Below are 24,561 nucleotides of genomic sequence, written 5' to 3'. Positions count from 1 at the left end.
CACAGATAAGGAATACACCCCATGTCAGAACGTTTACACAATGACGTGGATCCGATCGAAACTCGTGACTGGCTACAGGCGATCGAATCGGTCATCCGTGAAGAAGGTGTTGAGCGTGCGCAGTATCTGATTGACCAGGTATTAAGTGCTGCACGCAAGGGCGGCGTAAAAGTTGCTGCAGGTTCTTCTGCCGTGAGCAACTACATCAACTCTATTGCCGTTGAAGATGAACCGGACTATCCGGGCAACACCTCGCTTGAACGTCGTATCCGTTCCGCAATCCGCTGGAACGCCATCATGTCGGTGCTGCGTGCGTCGAAGAAAGATCTGGAGTTGGGTGGTCACCTCTCATCCTTCCAGTCTTCCGCGACTATCTATGAAGTGTGCTTCAACCACTTCTTCCGTGCGCGTAGCGAGAAAGATGGCGGCGATCTGGTTTACTTCCAGGGCCATATCTCTCCGGGTATCTACTCTCGTGCGTTCCTTGAAGGCCGTCTGACCGAAGAGCAGATGAACAACTTCCGTCAGGAAGTGCATGGCAACGGTCTTTCTTCTTATCCGCACCCGAAACTGATGCCGGAATTCTGGCAGTTCCCGACCGTATCCATGGGCCTTGGCCCACTGAATGCGATCTACCAGGCGAAATTCCTGAAATATCTGGATCATCGTGGTCTGAAAGACACCTCTGCTCAGACCGTTTACGCCTTCCTGGGTGACGGTGAGATGGATGAGCCGGAATCCAAAGGTGCGATCACCATTGCTGTCCGCGAAAAACTGGACAACCTGGTGTTCATCATCAACTGTAACCTGCAACGTCTGGATGGCCCGGTCACCGGTAACGGTAAGATCATCAACGAGCTGGAAGGCATCTTTGCCGGTGCTGGCTGGAACGTGATCAAAGTGATCTGGGGCGCACGTTGGGATGAGCTGCTGAAGAAAGATACCAGCGGTAAACTGATCCAGCTGATGAACGAAACCGTTGACGGTGACTATCAGACCTTCAAATCACGCGACGGTGCCTACGTGCGTGAGCACTTCTTCGGTAAATACCCGGAGACTGCTGCGCTGGTGAAAGACTGGTCAGACGAAGAGATCTTCGCCCTGAACCGTGGTGGTCACGATCCGAAGAAAATCTACGCGGCACTGAAAAAAGCGCAGGACACCAAAGGCCAGCCGACGCTGATTCTGGCACATACCATCAAAGGTTATGGTATGGGTGACACCGCCGAAGGTAAAAACATCGCTCACCAGGTGAAGAAGATGAACATGGATGGCGTTCGCTACATCCGCGATCGCTTCAATGTGCCGGTAGCTGATGAAAACATCGAAAAACTGCCGTACGTGACCTTCGAAAAAGGCTCAGAAGAGTACAACTACCTGCACGGTCAGCGTGAGAAGCTGGGCGGCTACCTGCCGACTCGCCAGCCACACTTCACCGAGAAGCTGGAAATGCCGGCACTGGAAGAGTTCAGCGCGCTGCTGGAAGAGCAGAGCAAAGAGATCTCTACCACCATCGCTTTCGTGCGTGCGCTGAACGTGATGCTGAAGAACAAGTCGATCAAAGATCGTCTGGTGCCGATCCTCGCGGACGAAGCCCGTACCTTTGGTATGGAAGGTCTGTTCCGTCAGATTGGTATCTACAGCCCGAACGGCCAGCAGTACACCCCGCAGGACCGTGAGCAGGTTGCTTACTATAAAGAAGATGAAAAAGGCCAGATTTTGCAGGAAGGGATCAACGAGCTGGGCGCAGGTTCATCCTGGCTGGCGGCGGCGACCTCTTACAGCACCAACAATCTGCCAATGATTCCGTTCTACATCTATTACTCGATGTTCGGCTTCCAGCGTATTGGTGATCTGATGTGGCTGGCAGGCGACCAACAGGCGCGCGGCTTCCTCGTCGGCGGCACCTCCGGTCGTACCACCCTGAACGGTGAAGGCTTGCAGCATGAAGATGGTCACAGCCATATTCAGTCGCTGACTATCCCGAACTGTATCTCTTACGATCCGTCTTATGCCTACGAAGTGGCTGTCATCATGCATGATGGTCTGGTGCGTATGTACGGCGAAGCGCAGGAAAACATTTACTACTACATCACCACGCTGAACGAAAACTACCACATGCCTGCGATGCCGCAGGGTGCGGAAGAGGGTATCCGTAAGGGTATCTACAAGCTGGAAGCGGTTGAAGGTAGCAAAGGTAAAGTGCAGCTGCTTGGCTCTGGTTCTATCCTGCGTCACGTCCGTGAAGCGGCTCAGATCCTGGCGAAAGACTACGGTATCGGTTCTGACGTCTACAGCGTGACCTCGTTCACTGAACTGGCGCGTGATGGTCAGGATTGCGAGCGCTGGAACATGCTGCATCCGACTGAAACCCCGCGTGTGCCTTACATCGCTCAGGTGATGAATGACGCGCCGGCCGTTGCGTCAACTGACTACATGAAACTGTTCGCAGAACAGGTTCGTAGCTACGTACCGGCGAGCGATTACCGTGTGCTGGGTACTGATGGCTTCGGTCGTTCAGACAGCCGTGAAAACCTGCGTCACCACTTCGAAGTGGATGCATCGTATGTCGTGGTTGCAGCACTGGGTGAACTGGCTAAACGCGGCGAAATCGATAAGAAAGTGGTGGCGGAAGCGATCACCAAATTCAACATCGATGCCGATAAAGTTAACCCGCGTCTGGCTTAAGAGGTAAGAGAGTAATGGCTATCGAAATTAAAGTGCCGGATATCGGGGCAGATGAAGTTGAAGTCACCGAGATCCTGGTCAAGGTAGGTGACAAGGTTGAAGCCGAACAGTCACTGATCACCGTGGAAGGCGACAAAGCCTCGATGGAAGTGCCATCACCGCAGGCTGGCGTAGTCAAAGAGATCAAAATTGCCACCGGCGACAAAGTCGAAACCGGCAAACTGATCATGATCTTTGACGCAGAAGGCGCAGCGGCTGCTGCACCGGCGGCAGAAGAGAAGAAAGCAGAAGCCGCGCCGGCACCTGCGGCTGCCGCTGCTGTCAGCAAAGACGTCAACGTGCCGGATATCGGTGGTGATGAAGTCGAAGTCACCGAGATTCTGGTTAAAGTGGGCGACACCGTTGCGGCTGAGCAGTCCCTGATCACCGTTGAAGGCGACAAAGCCTCAATGGAAGTCCCGGCACCGTTCGCGGGCGTAGTGAAAGAGATCAAAATCGCCACCGGCGATAAAGTGAACACCGGTTCACTTATCATGGTATTCGAAGCGCAAGGCGCTGCTGCTCCGGCAGCCCCTGCGGCGGCGGCACAACCTGCTGCGGCCCCGGCACCGGCCGCTGCTGCTGGCGCGAAAGATGTCAACGTACCGGATATCGGTGGTGATGAAGTTGAAGTCACTGAAGTGCTGGTCAAAGTGGGCGACAAAGTTACCGCTGAACAGTCACTGATTGTGGTTGAAGGCGATAAAGCCTCAATGGAAGTCCCGGCGCCGTTCGCGGGCACCGTGAAAGAGCTGAAAGTTTCCACCGGTGACAAAGTGAAAACCGGCTCGCTGATTATGGTGTTTGAAGTCGAAGGCGCTGCGCCTGCTGCTGCTGCTGCACCGGCGAAACAGGAAGCTGCTCCGGCACCTGCTGCTCAGGCCGCTCCGGCACCCGCTGCCGCCAAAGCGGATGCGAAGAGTGATTTTGCTGAGAACGACGCTTACGTGCATGCTACCCCGGTGATTCGTCGCCTGGCGCGCGAGTTCGGTGTCAACCTGGCGAAAGTCAAAGGCACTGGCCGTAAAGGTCGCATCCTGAAAGAAGACGTTCAGGCGTATGTGAAAGACGCGGTGAAACGCGCTGAAGCAGCTCCGGCTGCGGCGGCGAGTGGCGGCGGTCTGCCTGGCATGTTGCCGTGGCCGAAAGTGGACTTCAGCAAGTTTGGTGAAATCGAAGAAGTCGAGCTGGGTCGTATCCAGAAAATCTCCGGTGCTAACCTGAGCCGTAACTGGGTCATGATCCCGCATGTGACTCACTTCGATAAAACCGATATCACCGATCTGGAAGCGTTCCGTAAGCAGCAGAACAGCGAAGCAGAGAAACGTAAGCTGGATGTGAAATTCACCCCGGTGGTGTTTATCATGAAAGCCGTAGCCGCTGCGCTGGAGCAGATGCCGCGTTTCAACAGCTCACTGTCCGAAGATGGTCAGAAACTGACGCTGAAGAAATACATCAACATCGGTGTGGCCGTGGATACGCCAAACGGTCTGGTGGTTCCGGTGTTCAAAGATGTGAACAAAAAAGGCATCACCGAGCTGTCCCGTGAACTGATGGCGATCTCGAAAAAAGCGCGTGACGGTAAGCTGACTGCGGGCGATATGCAGGGTGGATGTTTCACCATCTCCAGCCTGGGTGGCCTGGGCACCACGCACTTTGCGCCAATCGTGAACGCGCCGGAAGTGGCTATCCTCGGTGTCTCCAAATCGGCGATGGAGCCGGTATGGAATGGTAAAGAGTTTGCTCCGCGTCTGATGATGCCAATCTCTCTTTCCTTCGACCACCGCGTGATTGACGGTGCTGATGGTGCGCGCTTTATCACCATCATCAACAACATGTTGTCAGACATTCGCCGTCTGGTGATGTGAAGTTAATCAAGGCCGGCGAATGCCGGCCTTGTTGTACGCATTCAGAGTCACCGCGGTTGGCAGTTTATTAACAATTCTGTAAACTCTTGCGGTGAAATGTGCCGGTGGAATAAGGGCATCCAGAGCCTGGGACAGGTTCGCGTCTGACCGCCGGAAATCTAATAAGAGGTCATGATGAGTACAGAGATTAAAACTCAAGTCGTGGTACTTGGGGCAGGTCCTGCAGGTTACTCTGCAGCCTTCCGTTGCGCTGATTTAGGTCTGGAAACCGTACTGGTAGAGCGCTACAGCACCCTCGGTGGTGTCTGTCTGAACGTTGGCTGTATCCCGTCAAAAGCGCTGCTGCACGTAGCGAAAGTCATTGAAGAAGCGAAAGCACTGGAAGAACACGGCATCGTGTTTGGCCAGCCTTCAACTGACATCAACAAAATTCGTACCTGGAAAGAGAAAGTCATCACACAACTGACCGGTGGCCTGGCGGGTATGGCCAAAGGCCGTAAAGTCAAAGTGGTGAACGGTCTGGGTAAATTCACCGGTGCTAACACCCTGGTGGTTGAAGGTGAAGGTGGGGCGACCACCATTAACTTCGACAACGCTATCATCGCTGCCGGTTCTCGTCCGATTGAACTGCCGTTCATTCCGCACGAAGATCCGCGCGTGTGGGATTCAACAGATGCGCTGGAACTGAAAGAAGTTCCGAAGCGTCTGCTGGTTATGGGTGGCGGTATCATCGGTCTGGAGATGGGTACCGTTTACCATGCGCTGGGTTCAGAGATCGACGTGGTTGAGATGTTTGACCAGGTTATCCCGGCGGCCGATAAAGACGTGGTGAAAGTGTTCACCAAACGCATCAGCAAGAAATTCAACCTGATGCTGGAAACTAAAGTCACCGCCGTTGTCGCGAAAGAAGATGGCATTTACGTTTCCATGGAAGGCAAAAAAGCGCCGTCTGAAGCACAGCGTTACGATGCCGTACTGGTGGCGATTGGCCGTGTGCCGAATGGTAAAGGTCTGGATGCCGGTAAAGCGGGCGTAGAAGTGGACGATCGTGGTTTTATCCGCGTCGACAAACAAATGCGCACCAACGTGCCACACATCTATGCGATCGGTGACATCGTTGGTCAGCCGATGCTGGCGCACAAAGGCGTGCACGAAGGTCACGTTGCGGCTGAAGTTATCGCCGGTATGAAGCATTACTTCGACCCGAAAGTGATTCCGTCAATTGCTTACACCGAGCCAGAAGTGGCATGGGTAGGTCTGACCGAGAAAGAAGCGAAAGAGAAAGGCATCAGCTACGAAGTTTCCACCTTCCCGTGGGCTGCTTCAGGCCGTGCTATCGCCTCTGACTGTGCTGACGGTATGACCAAACTGATTTTCGACAAAGAAACGCACCGTGTGATTGGTGGCGCCATTGTCGGCACCAACGGCGGCGAGCTGCTGGGTGAAATCGGTCTGGCGATTGAGATGGGTTGTGATGCCGAAGATATCGCGCTGACCATCCATGCGCACCCGACGTTGCACGAGTCTGTGGGCCTGGCAGCGGAAGTGTTCGAAGGTAGCATCACCGACCTGCCGAACGCGAAAGCGAAAAAGAAATAAGCGCTGAAAAATAAAAAAGCGGCTCCCTGAGTGAGCCGTTTTTTTTGGCATATTTCGTAACGGCGCGACTTTTTTGATAATCCGTTACCGATTTTCCTTAAGCCAATCAATGAAATAACGCAATGGCGTAGACAGATATTTACGACTTGGATAATAAAGCCAGAACCCTTCTTCCACCTGAGTAAAATCAGATAAAATTTCCACCAGATCACCACGCTGGATCGCCTCCATCACCGTCCCCTGATGTAGGAAGGCAATACCTGCTCCCGCCAGTGCCGCTTGCAAAATACGTTCATTATTGTCGAGTACCAACGAGCCGTTTACCGCCACTTCCTGTTTTTGTCCGTCTTGCCAGAACTCCCAACGATAGCGACGCCCACTGGGAAAGCGGCGTTCGATACAGGAAAAATTCAGCAGTTCAGCGGGGGTACTCGGCACGCCATAGCGTGCAATGAATTCGGGGGTGGCAACGGCCAATGCGCGCATTGGGATGCCGAAGGGGACCGCCACCATATCCTGTGCCAGCACTGCACCATAGCGCACGCCGGCATCGAAACCGGCGGCCACAATATCCAGCAGCGTATCGTTGCTGTCGATCTCCAGCGTGATGTCTGGATAGCGCTGCATAAACGGCAGGATCAGGGACTGGAAAAACAGCGCTTCTGCTGAACGTGGCATGCTGATCCGCAGGCTACCACGCGGGTCGCTGCGCCAGTCGTTTAGTTCATCAACCGCCTGCGCCAGGTCCTGCAATGCGGGTTGAATACGCTGGAGAAAACGATCTCCGGCTTCAGTCAGGGCCACTTTGCGCGTAGTGCGATTCAACAATCGTACTCCGAGGCGCTCTTCAAAATTACGCATCGCATGGCTGAGCGCCGAGGGGGTGATATTGCGTTCACTGGCGGCTTTGCGAAAGCTCAGATGCTGCGCGATAGCGGCAAACATCTCCAGTTCCTGTAGCGTGGCGCGATAAGGGTTCATTACTGAATTTTACTCACTAAATCGACAAGAATGCCTCAATTGTTGCCGCGATTGTTGAGGGTTATAACAATAACACTGACAGCAACGAGGATGAAACAATGCAACTACGTCAATTAGGCAATCAGGGATTACAGGTTTCAGCACTGGGATTAGGCTGCATGGGCATGTCATTTGCCTACGGCCAGAATGATGAGCAGCAAGCGCTGAACACTCTGGCGCGGGCGTTTGAACTGGGTGTCGATTTTCTCGATACCGCCGAGGTTTACGGCCCCTTCACCAACGAAAGGTTGCTGGCAAAAGCGTTAAAAGGGCGCAAAGACATTAAAATTGCCACCAAATTTGGTTTCCGTATCAACGAACAGGGGGAAGGCTGGGAGCGCGTTACTGGCGTGAACAGCGACCCGGCGCATATTCGCCGTGCGGTAGAAGGCTCGCTGCAACGTCTCGGTGTAGAGAGCATCGATCTTCTCTATCAACATCGTCTTGATCCTGCGGTACCGATTGAAGACGTGGTGGGCGTGATGGCCGATCTGGTACGTGAAGGTAAAGTCCAATACCTCGGCTTGTCGGAAGTCTCCTCCGCCACCTTGTGGCGCGCCTGTGCGATACACCCCATCTCGGCGTTGCAAAGTGAATACTCCCTGTGGACTCGCGACCCGGAGCAAGAAATCCTCGCGACCTGCCGCGAGCTGAATATAGGCTTTGTGCCTTACAGCCCATTAGGTCGGGGGTTCCTGACAGGAAAATTCCCAGCGGGGGAAACGCTGGCAGAGGATGATTTCCGGCGTAACCTGCCACGCTTCCAGCAGGATGCTCAGGCGCATAACCAGAAGTTAGTGAATCAGCTGACAGAGATGGCTACAGGTTATGATGCCGCGCCTGCACAGCTGGCGCTGGCCTGGGTGCTGGCAAAAGGGGAGTTTATTGTCCCGATTCCTGGTGCCAGCAAAATCGTGCATCTGGAACAAAACTGTGCCGCCGCCACGCTGCCATTGCGCAGCGCCGATATCAGCACCCTGGATGCGCTGTTCGATCCGCAACATATCCAGGGGGAGCGTTATAACGCCACAGAATTTGTGCTGGTTGATCGCTAAGGGGTCCTGAAAAATGCTCAACTTAACAGGTGCTTGCTGCCTGTTAAGGCCCCATTCGTAGCGGCGCGATTTATCGCGCGAGTTTTCCCGGCATCGCTGCTGTTATTGCGCGATAAATCGCGCCGCTACGGAGCAATACGTTTGCCTGCTTTTTTGTGATGTGTCCCCTGCGCAGCGAAATCTGCTGCTTAACGAAAGGATGTTGCTTTTTTGTAAACAGATTAACAATCAGCCGAAATGCTGCTATGCTGGCCGACGCGGAACCGGGCACCTCACCCTACTGTTGGACTGCGTTAAAGGGTGCACCGGAAAGCTATACAATGAGAGCGAGGAGAACGTCGTGCTAGAAGAATACCGTAAGCACGTTGCCGAGCGTGCTGCCCAGGGAATCGTACCTAAGCCGTTAGATGCTTCCCAAATGGCCGCGCTGGTTGAACTGCTGAAAAACCCGCCAGCGGGTGAAGAAGAATTCCTTACTGACCTGTTGGTCAATCGTGTCCCACCGGGTGTTGATGAAGCGGCGTATGTAAAAGCCGGTTTCCTGGCAGCTGTCGCGAAGGGCGAAGCCCACTCTCCTCTGGTTACTCCTGAAAAAGCAGTCGAACTGCTGGGCACCATGCAAGGTGGCTACAACATCCATGCGCTGATTGAATCGCTTGATGATGAAGCACTGGCACCGATTGCCGCAGAAGCCCTGTCTCACACGCTGCTGATGTTCGATAACTTCTACGATGTCGAAGAGAAAGCCAAAGCGGGTAACCCACACGCGAAAAAAATCATCCAGTCCTGGGCCGATGCAGAATGGTTCCTGAAGCGTCCTAAACTGGCAGAAAAAATCACCACCACCGTGTTCAAAGTGACCGGCGAAACCAACACCGATGACCTCTCTCCGGCACCGGATGCATGGTCTCGCCCGGATATTCCACTGCACGCACTGGCGATGCTGAAGAACGCCCGTGAAGGCATCGAACCCGATGATGCCGGTAACATTGGTCCGATCAAACAAATCGAAGCATTACAGAAAAAAGGTTTCCCGCTGACGTACGTTGGCGACGTGGTCGGAACCGGTTCTTCCCGTAAGTCAGCCACCAACTCGGTGTTGTGGTTTATGGGTGAAGACATTCCGTATGTGCCGAACAAGAAGGGTGGCGGTTTGTGCCTTGGCGGCAAAATTGCCCCGATCTTCTTCAACACTATGGAAGATGCCGGCGCGCTGCCGATCGAAGTGGACGTTGATCGTCTGAATATGGGCGATGTGATTGATGTCTACCCGTATAAAGGTGAAGTGCGTAATCACGACACCGACGAACTGCTGGCAAAATTCGAGCTGAAAACCGAAGTCCTGCTGGATGAAGTTCGTGCGGGTGGCCGTATTCCGCTGATTATCGGTCGTGGCCTGACAGCCAAAGCCCGTGAATCTCTGGGTCTGCCGCACAGCGATGTGTTCCTGCAAGCCAAAGACGTTGCTGCCAGCACCCGTGGTTTCTCACTGGCGCAGAAAATGGTTGGCCGTGCCTGTGGTGTTGAAGGTATCCGTCCTGGCGCGTACTGCGAGCCGAAGATGACTTCAGTAGGTTCTCAGGACACCACCGGTCCAATGACCCGTGATGAGCTGAAGGACCTGGCGTGTCTCGGCTTCTCTGCTGACCTGGTGATGCAATCCTTCTGTCATACTGCCGCTTACCCGAAACCGGTAGACGTGACCACGCACCATACTCTGCCAGACTTCATTATGAACCGTGGCGGTGTGTCGCTGCGTCCAGGTGACGGCGTAATTCACAGCTGGCTGAACCGTATGCTGCTGCCGGATACCGTTGGCACCGGTGGTGACTCCCATACCCGTTTCCCGATTGGTATTTCGTTCCCGGCGGGTTCTGGTCTGGTCGCGTTTGCTGCGGCAACAGGTGTTATGCCGCTGGATATGCCGGAATCGGTACTGGTGCGTTTCAAAGGCGAAATGCAGCCGGGCATCACCCTGCGTGATTTGGTACACGCGATTCCGCTGTACGCTATCAAACAGGGCCTGCTGACCGTTGAGAAGAAAGGTAAGAAAAACATCTTCTCTGGCCGCGTGCTGGAAATCGAAGGTCTGCCAAAACTGAAAGTGGAGCAGGCGTTTGAACTGACCGATGCCTCTGCTGAGCGTTCTGCTGCCGGTTGTACCATCAAACTGGATAAAGAGCCGATCATCGAGTATCTCAACTCCAACATCGTGCTGCTGAAGTGGATGATCTCCGAAGGTTACGGCGACCGTCGTACGCTGGAGCGCCGCGTTGAAGGTATGGAGAAATGGCTGGCCGATCCGCAACTGCTGGAAGGCGATGCGGATGCAGAATACGCTGCGGTGATCGACATCGATCTGGCGGAAATCAAAGAGCCGATTCTGTGCGCGCCAAACGATCCGGATGATGCGCGTCTGCTGTCTGATGTACAGGGTGAGAAGATCGATGAAGTATTTATCGGTTCTTGCATGACCAACATCGGCCACTTCCGTGCGGCGGGTAAACTGCTGGACAGCCACAAAGGTCAGCTGCCGACCCGTCTGTGGGTGGCTCCGCCAACCAAGATGGATGCGGCACAGCTCACCGAAGAAGGCTACTACAGCGTATTCGGCAAGAGCGGTGCGCGTATTGAGATCCCGGGTTGCTCGTTGTGCATGGGTAACCAGGCGCGTGTAGCTGACGGTGCGACGGTGGTTTCCACCTCGACCCGTAACTTCCCGAACCGTCTCGGTACTGGCGCGAACGTTTATCTGGCCTCTGCGGAGTTGGCGGCTGTCGCCTCATTGCTGGGTAAACTGCCTACGCCGGATGAGTATCAGCAGTTTATGACTCAGGTTGATAAGACCGCGGCGGATACCTACCGCTACCTCAACTTTGATCAGCTGCATCAGTACACCGATAAAGCCGACAACGTGATCTTCCAGACCGCGCTGTAATTGGGAAAAGGTGTTATCAGGGGGCGATGAGAATCGCCCCTTTTTTTGTGTGCTTTTTTCCTCTGACGCGGCCTGGCATAATGCGAGCACGATCCCACTTTATTCAGCGTGTTGCGCACAAAATGCTCTCAGGGAGTGCCTCGTGGCGCGCTATCAGTAAGAGGTAAAACTCATGGAATATGAATTTTTGCGCGATCTGACCGGTAAGGTCAAAGTGCGTATGTCGATGGACCACGAAGCGGTGGGGCACTGGTTCAACGAAGAGGTGGATGAGAATCTTACCCTGCTGGATGAAGTCGAAGCTGCCGTGCAGCAGGTGAAAGGCACCCATCATCAGTGGCAACGTGTCGGGCATGAATATACGCTGTGGCTGGATGAAGAAGAGGTGATGATTCGCGCCAACCAGCTGGCACTCGAGGATGATGGGCTGGAAGAGGGGATGACCTATTACGATGAAGAGAGCCTGGCGTTTTGCGGTGTGGAGGATTTTCTGGCGGTGATTACCGCGTATCGGCAGTTTTTAGCGGGAAAATAATGACCTGTAGCGGCGCGATTTATCGCGCTCTTTTGACCCCGGGGTTACAAAATGCGCGATAAATCGCGCCGCTACAGAAATGGATTATACGGTAGCCACCGGCGTAGCAGGAGATCCCACTGCGCCAGGTAGCCGCAGTGGCGGGGCCGTCAGCAGAAATGCGTGCCGCTGGTGGTGCGCCAGCCAGTCTGCTAACGGACTCAGCAACCACAACTCACCGAGATACACCCCCAGGCGGAACAGGCAGAGATCATGCAGCGGATGCGACGGATAAAAATCATCGTTCAACGGTCGTGCCGGTAGCATCTCCACCGCCGGATTGTCGGCAATCAGCGCCACAACACCGCTTTCTACAATCCACTGCCGCAATTGCGCATCGCTGCCGTCCAGCCCGGCAAAGTGGCTGTTAAGGAAAGTCATATCTGGCTCGCCTTGCATCGACAGAATGGCCTCATCCATGCCGGTACGAAAACACACCAGATCGCCAGGGCGCACTTCGATGCCGTCTGCCTGTAAGATCTGTTGCAGATGGGTATAGCCAAAGGCAAAACGCTCGGTACCAAAGTGGCGCTTGATATCGATCATCACCGCACGTCCCTGAATACCGTGCTGCGCCATATTTTCGATGCCCAGCGCTTTGGCTCCCAGATGGCTACCGTGGTGGCAGCCACACCCGGCGCGGTAGTCGGTTTCGCCGACGATATCGACATTCGCTTTATAGCCGTTGTAGAACACCATCTCCGGCTCGCCGTTCGCGTTCACGTCAAACCATTGTCCCATATGTGCGAGGCTGTCCCACTGGGTGGAATATTGCAGCGCCAGCGTCACGGTGTCGTCGCAAATCACATCACTCAACTGTGGATTATCACGCGACAGCGGATAGGTCATATTGGCGTGTTCACCACGCCTTGTGGCGTTGAGCTGCGGCGGTGGACGACGTGGGTTCATCGCCGTGCCGCCCGGTAAATCGAGCGGCAAACTCAGGCAAAAGGTTTCTCCGGTCTGCACTTCCGCCACACCTTCCCGCACTTTTTGTGGCGTGAGTAGATTGAGGCGACCTAACTGGTCATCGGGGCCAAAATCACCCCAGGTGGAGTGGGGCGGGCGTTGTTTCCAACGGCTATTCATACTTCTCTCCTCAACGCGCCATTCGGCGCAGCGTTGTCGGCCACGCCCATCGGCTGCACGCGCGGCAGCCAGAAGGCATACACCAGCGCGCCGACCACACCGATGACGCCAGCGATTTCCAGCGGAATCACGAACGAATGGGTGAACTGCATGATCACACCGATCAGAATCGGCGAAATGATGCCAGCAAGGTTGGCCGCCATATTCTGGATACCCCCAATGGTGGCGACATTGGCGCGGTTGGGTGCCACGTCTGACGGCAGCGCCCACAAAGCCGCCGAAGCAAAGGTTGCGGCAAAGTTAGCGAAGCACAGCGCAGACAGCGCCAGACCTACCGTCGGGGAAAAGGCCGCCAGGCCGATAGTCGCGCTGCCAAGCATCCCACCGACCAGCGGGATTTTTCGCGCCACGCTGAGTGAATAACCTCGGCGCACCAGCGAATCCGACAGCAAACCGCCACACCAGCCACCGACAATCGCGGCGATACCCGGCAGCATCCCCAGCAGGCCGAACTTCATCAGAGAAAGATGGAAGGTTTCCACCAGATAGGTTGGGAACCAGGTGAAGAAGAAATAGGAAACGAAGTTGATGCAGAAGAAACCCGCCATCATCGCCTGCACGGTGCGCTGCGCCAGCAACTGACGTACGCTCATCGGTTCGCCGTTTTGCGGGTCCTGATTGGCCTCAATAAACGCCACTTCCTCTGCGGAGACGGCCTTGTGTTCGCGCGGATCGCGATACCACAGATACCATGCCAGCGCCCAGACCACCGCCACCAGACCGGAGATGACAAAGGTCATACGCCAGCCAACCAGCGCAATTAAAAACGAGATGATCGGAATCGCCAGGGTGCCGCCAATTTTGCTGCCGTTGTTAAAGGTGGCGGCGGCGAAACTGCGTTCCTGGCGCGGGAACCAGCGTGTCACGGTCGAGGAACTGGCGGGATAGCTGGGGGCTTCGACCGCACCGAGGACGAAGCGGAAACCCACCAGCGCCGCGATACTGCTGGCCAGGCCGCAGGCCGCCGTTGCCAGTCCCCAGCCGAGGCTACTGAGGGCAAAAGTGATGCGTGGGCCGAGTTTATCCACCAGCCAACCGCCTGGTAACTGGAACAGCACATAACTCCAGAAAAAGGCGGAGAGCAGCAACCCGCTGTCGGTGGGCGAGAAGTGTAACTCCTGGCTCATAAACGGGATGGCGACGCTCATTGCGGCGCGGTCGATGTAGTTGATGGCGATGCTGACAGACAGCACCGTCAGAATGATGAAACGAAATTTCCCTTTTCTTGCCGAAACAGCAGCAGATGCTCCATTGGAATTCAGCGACATCATCGCCTCCAATTGTTTTTTATAGTGAGTTGTAGGGAACGCCGCATCAGGACGATGCGGCGGGTCAGGGCGCTTACGCGCCGCTGGTCAGGGTTTGTGAATGATGAACCTGTTCCTCATCCACGATAGGTTCTACTTTGCCCATCAGGAACAGGTAATTAAGGATGCCAATCACCACCAGTACGGCAGAGAACACCAGCGCCCAGGTGAAATGGCCGGTGGCACCCACGATAGCACCGGTAATGATCGGGCCAACCGCGCCGCCCATATTGGAAACGGTGTTCTGCAATCCGGCGACAATTGACACGCTGTTTTTCGGTGCCACGTCACCCGGCAACGCCCACACCTGGGAAGCCGCTACGGTGGTACCCGATTTGGCGATGCACAGCAGCAGCACCGTCATAAATACCGAGTCAGTGAAGGGCGCAAAACCGATACACAGCGCCATCACCAGGCCAATGGTCAGGAACAGTTTACGTGTCGCGGTCAGCGACAGGACTTTGTTGTGCACCATCCGGTCGGATGCCCAACCAGCCAGCACTTCAATCACCATGCCGCAAATCAACGGCAGTGCTGCCACCATCCCCATTTTCAGGAAGTCCATGCCTTTATCTTTCACCAGGTAGGTCGGCAGCCAGGTGATAAAGAAATAGGAGGTGTAGTTGATGGTGAAGAAGCCAATGCACATTGCCCAGATATTGCGATAGCGCAGCAGCTTGTACCACTTCATCGGCAGCACGCTTTTATCACCGTGCTTGTTAGCCTGGCCATCACGGATCAGGTGCACTTCATCGCGGCTGATCGACTTATGATCTTCCGGGTTCTCGGCATAGATAAAGTACCAGGCAATTACCCAGAACAGACCGACCGCACCGATGGCGAGGAAGGTGATGCGCCAGTCAAACATGGCGATCATCCATACAATCAGCGGCATGGCGATAGCACCACCAAATTTGGAGGCGCTGTCAAACAAGCCAGAGACGGTGGCGCGTTCGCGGTCCGGGAACCAGCGGGCTGCGATCCCGGCGTTGCTCGGGTAGGCCGCCGCTTCACCGACACCCAGCGCCAGACGCAGCGCCAGTAGCGATTTAAAGCCCGTTGCCAGGCCCATTGCCATAGTGGCGATTGACCACCAGCCAACGGCAATTCCCAGCCCTTTTTTCTGACCGAAACGGTCAGCAAACCAGCCAGCCGGAATTTGCAGTAGTGCGTACGACCAGAAAAACGCGGCCATGATTACGCCCATCATCTCTGGATTGATTTCCAGTTCTTTGATCAGATGCGGGGCAGCAGCAGAGAGTACAGTACGGTCAATATAGTTAATGGCGACAGCCAGCCACATCAGGCCAGCGATCCACCAGCGAATACGGGTCGAGCGTGAGGGTGTATTCATAATAATCACTCGATTCAGGGGGGCGGCCCTCAGGCCAGCCCGTTCATCACGTTAACCGGGCGTTCGCCCTGTTTAATGCACTGCACAATTTGCGTCACGCAACGTTCGCCAATGGCGCTGATTGCCCCGTCGGTGTAGCCCGCAATATGTGAGGTCGGAATAAAGTTGCTCAGGGTGAACAGCGGATGTTCGGCCAGAGGTTCCTGCTCAAAGACATCCGCAGCCGCTCCGGCGATCACGTTGTCCTGCAACGCCTGGAACAGATCCTGTTCATTCACCACGCCACCGCGCGATACATTGATCAGGAACGCACTTTTCTTCATCCGTTTGATACGAGCTGCATCAAACAGGTTGCGCGTTTCATTGGTCAGCGGGGTATGCAGGGTGATGAAGTCACTCGCTTCGGTCAGTTGATCCATGCTGACGAATTCGATGCCATGTTCCGCAGCGAATTTCTCATCCGGGTAGAAATCGAAGGCGATCACGCGCATGTTGAAGCCCTTGGCGCGCAGTGCGACCTGCTTACCAATGTTGCCCAGCCCAACGATGCCAAGCGTTTTGCCGTAAACGTCGGTGGCAAAAATACGCGGCCAGTTGCCGGCGCGGGTTTCCACCGCCGCCTGGGTGACCTGACGGGCGCTGTTGAGGATCAAAGCAAAAGCGAAGTCAGCCACGGCATGCTTGTTGGCATCCGGCACGTTGGTCACGTAAATACCGCGTGCGCGGGTGGCTTCCAGATTGATGTTGTCGACGCCTACGCCGTGCTTACAGACAATCTTCAGCTGTGGCGCTTTGCTCAATAGTTCTTCATTGACGTCGGTAAAGGCGACAATCATCGCCACGGTGTCGGGCAGATGCGGCTCCAGCGCGCTTAGCGGGGCATCGGCGGGCAGGGTGATCAGTTCAAAACCCTGCTGTTGCAACGTGGTGATTGGCGTTGCGTCATATTTAGCGAATGATGGTGAGGTACAGATAACTTTCATAACGCTTCCCGGTGTAAAAAGTGGAACAGGCAAGGGCAGCACACGCTGCCCTGACGGCCATTACTGCAAATACTGGTTCACGATCTGACGGATCTTCTGCTCTTCTTCGGCAGTGAAACGCACCGCATAGCGGCTGTCACCGACGTTATAACCGAGCAGAGAAACCGCCTTTTTCACCGCTGCCGGTGAGAAGCCGACGCTGTACAGGTCGGTGCGTAAGCCGGTGACATTTTCCTGTGCCAGGCGCGAACCTTCGATATCGCCGGCGTGGAAGCGTGCCCAGATGGCGTTGATCTCTTTCGGTGCCACGTTGGCAAGGCCGGAGATGCAGGCTGAGCAGCCATCAACAAAGCCCTGATGAATCAACGAGTCCGGGCCATTCAGCACGTCAAAATTATCGATACCTTTGGCGGCTTGCAGGAAACCGCTCAGGCTTTCGTAGCTGCCCGCGCTGTCCTTGATACCGATGATGTTGGGATGTGACGCCAGCGTGCGCACGGTTTCCGGTTGCAAGGTATTGCCGGTACGCGCCGGGATGTTGTAGAGGAACAGCGGCACGTTCAGCGCATCCGCCACCGTCTGATAGTGGTAAATCAACTCATCCTGCTTCAACGGCACGAAGTACGGGGTGATCACCGATACCGCATCAACACCCAGTTTCTCAATCTGCTTACCGAGACGGATGGTTTCACGGGTGGAGATCTCGCCAATATGTGCCACTACGGGCGCGCTGGCGTTCACTTCATCCACGCAGGTTTCAGTGACCGCCAGTTTCTCCTGCTCATTCAGCACGAAGAATTCACCGTTGGTGCCGCCGCAGAAAATACCGTTACCGGCGCTCAGTTGACGCTTCACCTGCTCACGTTGTGTGGCAGGGTTAAAGGCACCGTCGCGGTCGAAGGTGGTGACAATGGCGGTCAGTACGCCCTGAATTTTGTTGCTCATGATTTCCTCGATAGTCCTTAGTGATTCAATGCCGGAAACAGCGTCAGGTAGACGTTTCGCACGTCATCGGCGCTCACTTTCATCGGTACATTCTTCATCAGGCGTTGCACGTCGAGCGCGGCTTCTACCAGATAGGGCAGGTGATCCGGGCCGATACCCAGCTCTTCCAGGCTGGCTGGCAGTTTCAGGCGCTGTACCAGCGCGGCGAAGTACTCAACCAGCGCGTGCGATTTCGCTTCTTCATCCAGAGTCTGGTCGGCGTCAGGCAGCAGGTCATAAGCCTGAGCAAATTTACTCACTGCTGCCGGGCGTACGAAACGCATACAGGGTGCCAACAGGATGGCGTTCGCCACGCCGTGCGGAATGTGATATTTGCCGCCCAGCGGATAAGACATCGCGTGCACCAGATGCGTACCGGCGTGGGCAATCGATGCGCCGCCGTAATATGACGCCCACAGCATATTCAGACGCGCTTCAAGATTACCCGGCTCGGCAACGGCGGTTTCCAGGCTGGCAAACAGCTTTTTCATGCCAATCATCGCGTAGTTATCACTCACCGGGTTGGCGACTGTGGCGGTGAAGCACTCAATCAGGTGGCACAGCGCATCAATGCCGGTAGAAGAGGCGATGTGTGGTGGCATGCTGGTGGTCAGCTCCGGCACCAGCGCGACATAGTCCGGCAGCATCACCGGAGTAATAATGCCAACTTTGGTTTCTTTCTCCGGGATCGCCAGGATGGCGTTCGGCGTGGCTTCTGAACCGGTGCCTGCGGTGGTCGGGATCAGCAGCGAAGTGGTGCGGGTCAGCGGTTTTTCCCCGGCCAGCAGGGCCTCAAGGGTAGGCGCGCCTTTCACGCACAGAATAGAGAGCAGTTTGGCAACGTCCAGTACGCTACCGCCGCCTACACCAATCACCAGATCGACATCGGTCGTCGGCAGGGCAGCAACAATCGCCGCCACATCATGCTGGCTGGGTTCTGGCGGCACGCTGTTGACCACACTGAGGCTGGCAATGTGCTGCTTCAGTTGGGCAATCAACGTCTGGACTGCCGGGATGCCCTCTATATTCTTATCAGTGACCAGCAGCGCTTTCTGCCGACCTTTCAGCAGGTAGCTGAGGTCATTGAGTGCCTGATAGCCGCTAATCACGGTGCTGTTGATATTCATTTCGTACCCTTTTCCCGATGTTATCGCGCTGATTGATTGGTTTTGCTCATCAGTCTGCGATATCTGTCACTAACTGTGCCTGAATTTATAGGGCATATTGATTTCAATTAATTTGATCTTGCTCACATATAATCAATCGTGATTGAATATAATCAATCTCAACACGGCAAGCTGCCCGTTACAGGAGAGAGGATGCGTTCACAACCTTGGAAAACGCCGGTTCTGGTGATTGCCGATGATTTTACCGGCGCTAACGATGCCGGAAGCGGTCTGGCCCGGGCAGGGGCGCGCGTGCATGTGCTGTTTAATAGCGATACGCCGCATGATGCCAATGCCGCCGATGTACTGGTGATTAGCACCGACAGCCGGGCAGTCAGTGCCACTGAGGCCGCGCAACGCACTGAACGCGCGGTACAGCAGCATCAGGCGATTGCGCAGGATGGCTGGTTGTTTAAGAAGATGGATTCCACGTTACGTGGCAACCCCGGTGCGGAAATCGCCGCAGCGATGGCGGCCAGTGGCAAAGCGCTGGCGCTGGTCGTGCCTGCGGTACCAAAGCTGGGGCGCACCACGCGAGGGGGCGAGGTGTGGATCAATCAGCAGCGCCTGACTGACACCGAATTTGCCAGCGACCCGAAAACGCCCGTTACCAGCAGCAATGTGCTGACGCGCTTGCAGATGCAGAGCGATTTGCCAGGTGAAGTGATCAACATCGACACGCTACGCAGCGGCAAGCTGGCGCAGGTGCTGGCAGGGAAGCAGGGGCTGGTGGTGATTGATATTGAGCAGGACGCCGATTTACGCGTTTTGATGCAGGCGGCAGCCGCGCTGTCAACGCGTCCACTGTTGGCCGGGGCATCTGGTCTGGGTGACGCGCTGGGTGAGTATCTGGCAGGCCGGGAGGCGCGGCCGGTGCTGGCGGTGGTGGGCTCGATGAGCGCCATTGCCCAACAGCAGATTGATCGTCTCAATAGCCAGCGGGCGATTCGCATTATCGATATTGATATCCGTCAGTTGTTTGCCCAGCCAGCATGGCCGCAGGCCAGCAACTGGCAGCAGGCGATGGAGCAGGCATTGCGCATGGGTGAACACTGCGTGGTGCGCACCACTCAACATGCCGCACAGCGTCATGAGATTGACAGGCTGTGCCAGCAGCAACAGGTTTCCCGCCAGCAACTGGGCGAGCGTATCTGCCAGTTTTTGGCCCAACTGACCGAAGCGGTGTGCCGCAACGTCCAGCCTGCCGGGCTGTATCTCTCCGGTGGGGATGTGGCGATTGCCGTGGCACAGGCGCTGGGGGCCAGCGGTTTTCAAATTCAGGGTCTGGTGGCGGGCTGTGTGCCGCACGGGGTTCTGCTTAATAGTGATTTACACCTGCCGGTGATGACCAAAGCGGGTGGCTTTGGCGACGAAAACACCCTGGTAGAAGCCATTCGTTTTATTGAGGAGATGTCGAGTGAATAAAATTATTGCGGTGACCATGGGCGATCCGGCGGGCATCAGCCCTGAGATCATCATTAAAGCGCTGGCGGAAGGCGAGCTGGCCGGTGTTCCGGCGGTGGTGGTGGGCTGTGCCGCAACGCTGCGTCGGGTGATGGGATTGAACATTACGCCGCAGGCTGAGCTGCGCGTGCTGGACCAGGTAAAAGACGCGCATTTTGCGCCGGGTATCATCAACGTGATTGACGAGCCGCTGGCGAACCCGGAAGCGCTGCAACCCGGTGTGGTGCAGAAAGAAGCGGGCGATCTGGCATGGCGCTGCGTGAAACGTGCCACCGAACTGGCTCTGGCTGGGGAAGTGCAGGCGATTGCGACTGCGCCGCTGAACAAAGAAGCCCTGCATTCGGCGGGGCATATCTATCCCGGCCACACCGAACTGCTGGCGCAACTGACCAACACCAAAGATTACGCGATGGTGCTGTACACCGATCATCTGAAGGTGATTCACGTTACGACGCATATCGCGCTGCGTAAATTCCTCGACACCCTCAATCGTCCGCGTATTGAGACGGTGATCGGCATGGCAGATACCTTCCTGCGCCGCGTCGGATTCGACAAACCGCGTATTGCGGTTGCCGGGGTTAACCCGCATGCCGGTGAGAATGGTTTGTTTGGTGATGAAGAGATCACTACCGTGGCACCGGCCATCAAAGCGATGAAGGAAAAAGGCATCGATGTTTATGGCCCGTGCCCGCCGGATACGGTGTTCCTGCAATGCCAGCAAGGCCAGTATGATATGGTGGTGGCGATGTACCACGATCAGGGGCATATCCCGCTGAAATTGCTTGGTTTTTATGATGGCGTCAATATTACAGCCGGTTTGCCGTTTATCCGTACTTCTGCGGACCACGGCACCGCCTTTGATATCGCCTGGACAGGTAAGGCGAACTCTGCGAGCATGGCGATCTCCATCAAACTCGCGATGCAACTTGCATAGGGAAATATGAAGGGACAAAGTCGCCTCGACCAGATTATGGACTATCTGAAAAGCCATAATCTGGTTACTGTTGAACAGCTGGTGAGCGCTATTTCTGCCTCACCGGCCACTATTCGCCGCGATCTGATCAAGCTGGATAAAGAAGGCGTGATTAGCCGTAGTCACGGCGGCGTTACCCTTAATCGCTTTATCCCCGCCCAGCCAACCACTCTGGAAAAGATGCAGCGTAACCTGGCGGAAAAACAGGCGATCGCTCATTTTGCAGCCGGTTTTGTACAGTCCGGAGATGCGGTGGTACTGGATGCTGGCACCACCATGCTGGAGCTGGCGCGTCAATTGACCCATTTACCGCTGCGGGTGATCACTGCCGACCTGCACATCGCGCTGTTTTTGTCTGAATTTAAACAGATTGAAGTCACCATCATTGGCGGGCGGATCGATGATTCCAGCCAGTCATGCATCGGTGAACATGGTCGCCGCCTGCTGCGTAGCATCAACCCGGATGTGGCCTTTGTCAGCTGTAACTCGTGGAGTATCGAACGCGGCATAACTACGCCAACCGAAGAGAAGGCCGGGCTGAAGATGGATTTGCTGGCGAATGCGCGTCGCCGGATTCTGCTGGCCGACAGCAGCAAATACGGTTCATGGTCACTGTTCTGTGCCGCACCCATTGAGAGTCTGACCGATATCGTGACCGATGCGCGCCTGGATGACGAAGTGTGTCGCAATCTACGGGAACGTGGAATTGCGCTGCAACTGACAGAATAAATCGATATCCTCACCCTGTCGTGGCTCAAGAGTTCAGGCGCAAATGCGCCGACTCGCTCTTGAGCACGATCACGTACTCTTTTCTGAATTCAGTTTGGCATGATGTTAATTCTACCGGCGATGAGTGGTTATTATTTCAGGAACCGGATCAAAAATAGACTCTGCTATATGCAAAGAATATTATCAATGCCAGTATTATCACTGCCGTGATAAAAACCAGAAGATCGGCAAATAATTTACGCATTTTCGCCTCTTTATACAAAGTGATAGCGTTCTGAGTGATATTTCGCTAGCGGAACCTGTAAAGCTGCCAGCGTTTTTTCAATCTCATCCATCATTCTGTTTGGGCCACAGATAAAGTATTCATGTTGTTCATATGGCGCTGGAATATAACGTTGTATCAGTTCACTGCTAATGATACCCGTTTCTCCCGTCCAGTCTTTCGGGGGTTGTTCAAGAACATGTATGACCTGTAGATTAATTCTGTCTGACAAGGCTTCCAGTTCTTCTCTAAAAGTAATGCCATCCCAATTTTTATTACCATAGATTAGTATTATCGGACGTTTATCACCGAGATCGGCAAAAGTTCGGATGATACTCATCATCGGGGTAATACCAATCCCCCCGGCAATTAACACATGCATATCCGCCGGATTACCCACAGTGAATGCACCATAGGGACCATCAATATAAACACGCTTACCCGCCGTCACATTTCTGATCTTCCGGGTGTAATCGCCAGCATCTTGTATGGTCATTTCAATCGTCTCTTTCGCCATTTCCGCGCTGGATGAAAAAGAGAAGGGATGAGACGTTAATTTGAAAGGACTTCCCCAGACATTCAGCCAGCCAAATTGACCGGGGACAAATGGAAACCCTGAATGACCAACAGGTTGCATCACCAGCGTGGTACTGCCTCCTCGTTCATGGCGCGTTGCAATGACCTGGTAGGGTTTTCGCAACATCAGGAAAGGACGGACGATGCGTGTATAAATCAGCAGGCAGCACCAGAGTATGGCTAATCCTGTCCACAAGGCACGTTTTAATGGCGCATCTAAATAGAACCCCCAGGCAACCGTATGAAGTAGCCCCGCGCCAATGACTAAAACTGCCAAAATAATATGAGTATAGTGCCAGACTTCGTAGCTAATTTTTAGTTTCACACGCCACAGTGCCATCACCATTAAGGCAATAAGAGAATAGGTAGATATTGCCGCAAAGCGTGCCCGCCACGGTGCTTCAATGAAATTAAGCAGTGCCAGTCTTTCTGGTCGCAAAATAAAAAGGATGACAGGATGGGCAATAATCAGGACCAGGGCAATAAAAGACATTTGTTTATGGAAATGATAAATAGTATCTTCGCCCCACGGGCTTGTCACCGCACGAAAGCGGGCGGTAAGACCAACCTGCAATCCTAAAATGGCCAGGCCAGCATAGCCTGCCGCAGCAGAGAATTCTGTCCAAAAATCCCTGGAGGGGGGGAGTGGACCTATCAGAAGAACAAATAACGGACCGGCAGTGAAAAATAGATAGAACAATACCCAGAGAGTATTTCGTGTGAAAATGTTCATGTCCACAACCCCGTGCAGAGTTATTACGGATTATAAATCATTTATTCTGCCATCAGCCTTATGTTGGTGAAATAATGGTCAATCTATTGTACATACGAAGCGTAGACGAACATTTCTGTTTATACCAAATAATAACTGATACCACACGGGCGTGTGTTTATTAATGGGTGGTATTAAAGTGCATCTGAATAATGAATTTATTGATAAATTTTCGCGGCATCCACGAAGTGGCGGGTTGTTGCCCGCCATAAAGAATTGGCTGGATCACTTTCGTGAACCGTATCAGAACGCTCCGGGTTTCAGGCCCACAGACGGAATATTGCGGCCATAGTAGATCTCCCGCATCTCTTTCCACAGCAAGCCGGTAATGCGCTGGTGTTCTTCCGGGCTAAGATCTTCCGGTTTGGTGTTGAACAGGTAATGCTTCAGATCGAACTCTTTCAGCAACATTTTGGTGTGAAAGATATTTTCCTGATAAACGTTCACATCCAGCATGTCATACATCGACTTCATATCATCCGACATAAAGTTCTGAATCGAGTTGATCGCATGGTCGATAAAGTGCTTCACGCCATTGACATCACGGGTAAAACCGCGCACGCGATAGTCGATGGTGACGATGTCAGATTCCAGCTGGTGAATCAGGTAATTCAACGCTTTCAACGGTGAAATCACGCCGCAGGTTGAGACTTCAATATCGGCGCGGAAGGTGCATAATCCGCCTTCCGGGTGGCTCTCCGGATAGGTATGCACGCAAATATGGCTTTTATCGAGGTGCGCGACGACGGAGTTGGGCAGCGGGCCGGGATGTTCTGAGTTATCGATGTCTTTCGGATCGATCGGCTCCTCGCTGACCAGAATGGTCACGCTTGCTCCCTGTGGTTCATAGTCCTGGCGTGCGATGTTGAGCACGTTGGCACCGATGATCGAGCAGGTCTCCGTCAGAATTTCCGTCAGACGGTTGGCGTTGTATTGCTCATCAATATAGGCGATGTAACCATCACGCTCGGCTTCAGTATTTGCATAGCAAATATCGTAAATACAAAAACTCAGGCTCTTTGTCAGGTTATTGAAGCCATGTAGTTTTAGCTTTTGCAATT

General features: G+C 54.4%; 18 protein-coding genes. 9 read left to right on the top strand and 9 right to left on the bottom strand.

Annotated elements, in window-relative coordinates:
- The first annotated feature begins 21 nt into the window (after nucleotides 1–21).
- From aceE to lpdA, 3 genes are all read left to right on the top strand, one after another.
- Nucleotides 22–2,688, top strand: coding sequence for a pyruvate dehydrogenase (acetyl-transferring), homodimeric type (gene aceE, locus L579_RS13150; RefSeq protein WP_021184715.1), 2,667 nt, complete (start codon nucleotides 22–24; stop codon nucleotides 2,686–2,688).
- A gap of 14 nt (nucleotides 2,689–2,702) precedes the next feature.
- A complete protein-coding gene (aceF, locus tag L579_RS13145; RefSeq protein ID WP_021184714.1) occupies nucleotides 2,703–4,595 on the top strand; it encodes a pyruvate dehydrogenase complex dihydrolipoyllysine-residue acetyltransferase in 1,893 nt (630 codons plus the stop codon).
- A gap of 174 nt (nucleotides 4,596–4,769) precedes the next feature.
- The gene (gene lpdA, locus L579_RS13140) at nucleotides 4,770–6,194 is read left to right on the top strand and encodes a dihydrolipoyl dehydrogenase (protein WP_036626678.1); all 1,425 of its coding nucleotides are present in this window, start codon (nucleotides 4,770–4,772) and stop codon (nucleotides 6,192–6,194) included.
- Between the two features lie 84 nt (nucleotides 6,195–6,278).
- On the opposite strand, the gene L579_RS13135 is transcribed toward lpdA, so the two are convergent.
- Nucleotides 6,279–7,175, bottom strand: a complete 897-nt coding sequence (locus L579_RS13135) for a LysR family transcriptional regulator (RefSeq protein ID WP_021184712.1) — start codon at nucleotides 7,173–7,175, stop codon at nucleotides 6,279–6,281.
- Nucleotides 7,176–7,273: 98 nt separating this feature from the next.
- On the opposite strand from L579_RS13135, the gene L579_RS13130 reads away from it, so the two are divergent.
- The 3 genes from L579_RS13130 (at nucleotide 7,274) to yacL (ending at nucleotide 11,742) form a co-directional block, all read left to right on the top strand.
- The gene (locus L579_RS13130; protein WP_021184711.1) at nucleotides 7,274–8,269 is read left to right on the top strand and encodes an aldo/keto reductase; all 996 of its coding nucleotides are present in this window, start codon (nucleotides 7,274–7,276) and stop codon (nucleotides 8,267–8,269) included.
- Nucleotides 8,270–8,609: 340 nt separating this feature from the next.
- Nucleotides 8,610–11,207: a bifunctional aconitate hydratase 2/2-methylisocitrate dehydratase gene (gene acnB / locus L579_RS13125; protein ID WP_021184710.1), complete on the top strand. Its 2,598-nt coding sequence runs from the start codon at nucleotides 8,610–8,612 to the stop codon at nucleotides 11,205–11,207.
- A 172-nt stretch (nucleotides 11,208–11,379) separates the two neighbouring features.
- A complete protein-coding gene (gene yacL, locus L579_RS13120) occupies nucleotides 11,380–11,742 on the top strand; it encodes a protein YacL (protein ID WP_021184709.1) in 363 nt (120 codons plus the stop codon).
- 84 nt (nucleotides 11,743–11,826) lie between these two features.
- Here the strand turns inward: yacL and L579_RS13115 are convergent, their stop codons facing one another.
- The 6 genes from L579_RS13115 to L579_RS13090 all read right to left on the bottom strand — a co-directional run bounded on the left by L579_RS13115 (nucleotide 11,827) and on the right by L579_RS13090 (nucleotide 18,685).
- Nucleotides 11,827–12,870, bottom strand: a complete 1,044-nt coding sequence (locus tag L579_RS13115) for a cyclase family protein (RefSeq protein WP_021184708.1) — start codon at nucleotides 12,868–12,870, stop codon at nucleotides 11,827–11,829.
- Entirely contained in the window at nucleotides 12,867–14,198 is a 1,332-nt protein-coding gene (locus tag L579_RS13110; protein ID WP_021184707.1) for an MFS transporter, read from the bottom strand. Before L579_RS13110 ends, L579_RS13115 begins: the two co-directional genes overlap by 4 nt.
- Before the next feature lie 73 nt (nucleotides 14,199–14,271).
- Nucleotides 14,272–15,591: an MFS transporter gene (locus L579_RS13105; protein ID WP_021184706.1), complete on the bottom strand. Its 1,320-nt coding sequence runs from the start codon at nucleotides 15,589–15,591 to the stop codon at nucleotides 14,272–14,274.
- A 29-nt stretch (nucleotides 15,592–15,620) separates the two neighbouring features.
- A complete protein-coding gene (locus L579_RS13100) occupies nucleotides 15,621–16,574 on the bottom strand; it encodes a phosphoglycerate dehydrogenase (protein ID WP_021184705.1) in 954 nt (317 codons plus the stop codon).
- 60 nt (nucleotides 16,575–16,634) lie between these two features.
- Nucleotides 16,635–17,519, bottom strand: coding sequence for a dihydrodipicolinate synthase family protein (locus L579_RS13095; RefSeq protein ID WP_021184704.1), 885 nt, complete (start codon nucleotides 17,517–17,519; stop codon nucleotides 16,635–16,637).
- Nucleotides 17,520–17,536: 17 nt separating this feature from the next.
- A complete protein-coding gene (locus L579_RS13090; RefSeq protein WP_021184703.1) occupies nucleotides 17,537–18,685 on the bottom strand; it encodes an iron-containing alcohol dehydrogenase in 1,149 nt (382 codons plus the stop codon).
- A 192-nt stretch (nucleotides 18,686–18,877) separates the two neighbouring features.
- Here L579_RS13090 and L579_RS13085 point away from each other — a divergent pair, with 192 nt between their 5' ends.
- From L579_RS13085 to L579_RS13075, 3 genes are read left to right on the top strand one after another with little or no spacing between them, the layout of a single operon-like run.
- Nucleotides 18,878–20,149 (top strand): D-threonate kinase, encoded by a 1,272-nt coding sequence (locus L579_RS13085; RefSeq protein ID WP_021184702.1) that lies wholly within the window; start codon nucleotides 18,878–18,880, stop codon nucleotides 20,147–20,149.
- A complete protein-coding gene (locus tag L579_RS13080; RefSeq protein WP_021184701.1) occupies nucleotides 20,142–21,122 on the top strand; it encodes a D-threonate 4-phosphate dehydrogenase in 981 nt (326 codons plus the stop codon). Before L579_RS13085 ends, L579_RS13080 begins: the two co-directional genes overlap by 8 nt.
- A 6-nt stretch (nucleotides 21,123–21,128) precedes the next feature.
- Nucleotides 21,129–21,890: a DeoR/GlpR family DNA-binding transcription regulator gene (locus tag L579_RS13075; protein ID WP_021184700.1), complete on the top strand. Its 762-nt coding sequence runs from the start codon at nucleotides 21,129–21,131 to the stop codon at nucleotides 21,888–21,890.
- A 254-nt stretch (nucleotides 21,891–22,144) separates the two neighbouring features.
- Here L579_RS13075 and L579_RS13070 read toward each other — a convergent pair whose 3' ends face one another.
- Together L579_RS13070 and speD are read right to left on the bottom strand one after the other, a co-directional pair.
- Entirely contained in the window at nucleotides 22,145–23,461 is a 1,317-nt protein-coding gene (locus L579_RS13070) for a ferredoxin reductase family protein (RefSeq protein ID WP_021184699.1), read from the bottom strand.
- Between the two features lie 282 nt (nucleotides 23,462–23,743).
- On the bottom strand, nucleotides 23,744–24,559 hold the full coding sequence (speD, locus tag L579_RS13065) for an adenosylmethionine decarboxylase (protein ID WP_021184698.1): 816 nt from the start codon (nucleotides 24,557–24,559) through the stop codon (nucleotides 23,744–23,746).
- Between the last annotated feature and the right edge of the window lie 2 nt (nucleotides 24,560–24,561).

The organism is Pantoea sp. AS-PWVM4, assembly GCF_000468095.1.
GTDB classification, from domain to species: domain Bacteria; phylum Pseudomonadota; class Gammaproteobacteria; order Enterobacterales; family Enterobacteriaceae; genus Pantoea; species Pantoea phytobeneficialis.
The sequence above is the reverse complement of the archived record's forward strand: the minus strand, read 5'-3'. Positions and strand labels throughout refer to the sequence as shown.

Excerpts from the sequence above, each read along its gene's own strand:
- L579_RS13095 (WP_021184704.1), bottom strand. The coding sequence starts at position 17,519 with ATGAGCAACAAAATTCAGGGCGTACTGACCGCCATTGTCACCACCTTC.
- L579_RS13075 (WP_021184700.1), top strand. The coding sequence starts at position 21,129 with ATGAAGGGACAAAGTCGCCTCGACCAGATTATGGACTATCTGAAAAGC.
- L579_RS13085 (WP_021184702.1), top strand. The coding sequence starts at position 18,878 with ATGCGTTCACAACCTTGGAAAACGCCGGTTCTGGTGATTGCCGATGAT.
- L579_RS13135 (WP_021184712.1), bottom strand. The coding sequence starts at position 7,175 with ATGAACCCTTATCGCGCCACGCTACAGGAACTGGAGATGTTTGCCGCT.
- L579_RS13130 (WP_021184711.1), top strand. The coding sequence starts at position 7,274 with ATGCAACTACGTCAATTAGGCAATCAGGGATTACAGGTTTCAGCACTG.
- L579_RS13100 (WP_021184705.1), bottom strand. The coding sequence starts at position 16,574 with ATGAAAGTTATCTGTACCTCACCATCATTCGCTAAATATGACGCAACG.
- yacL (WP_021184709.1), top strand. The coding sequence starts at position 11,380 with ATGGAATATGAATTTTTGCGCGATCTGACCGGTAAGGTCAAAGTGCGT.
- L579_RS13090 (WP_021184703.1), bottom strand. The coding sequence starts at position 18,685 with ATGAATATCAACAGCACCGTGATTAGCGGCTATCAGGCACTCAATGAC.
- L579_RS13115 (WP_021184708.1), bottom strand. The coding sequence starts at position 12,870 with ATGAATAGCCGTTGGAAACAACGCCCGCCCCACTCCACCTGGGGTGAT.
- L579_RS13070 (WP_021184699.1), bottom strand. The coding sequence starts at position 23,461 with ATGAACATTTTCACACGAAATACTCTCTGGGTATTGTTCTATCTATTT.
- aceF (WP_021184714.1), top strand. The coding sequence starts at position 2,703 with ATGGCTATCGAAATTAAAGTGCCGGATATCGGGGCAGATGAAGTTGAA.
- L579_RS13110 (WP_021184707.1), bottom strand. The coding sequence starts at position 14,198 with ATGTCGCTGAATTCCAATGGAGCATCTGCTGCTGTTTCGGCAAGAAAA.
- L579_RS13105 (WP_021184706.1), bottom strand. The coding sequence starts at position 15,591 with ATGAATACACCCTCACGCTCGACCCGTATTCGCTGGTGGATCGCTGGC.
- aceE (WP_021184715.1), top strand. The coding sequence starts at position 22 with ATGTCAGAACGTTTACACAATGACGTGGATCCGATCGAAACTCGTGAC.
- lpdA (WP_036626678.1), top strand. The coding sequence starts at position 4,770 with ATGAGTACAGAGATTAAAACTCAAGTCGTGGTACTTGGGGCAGGTCCT.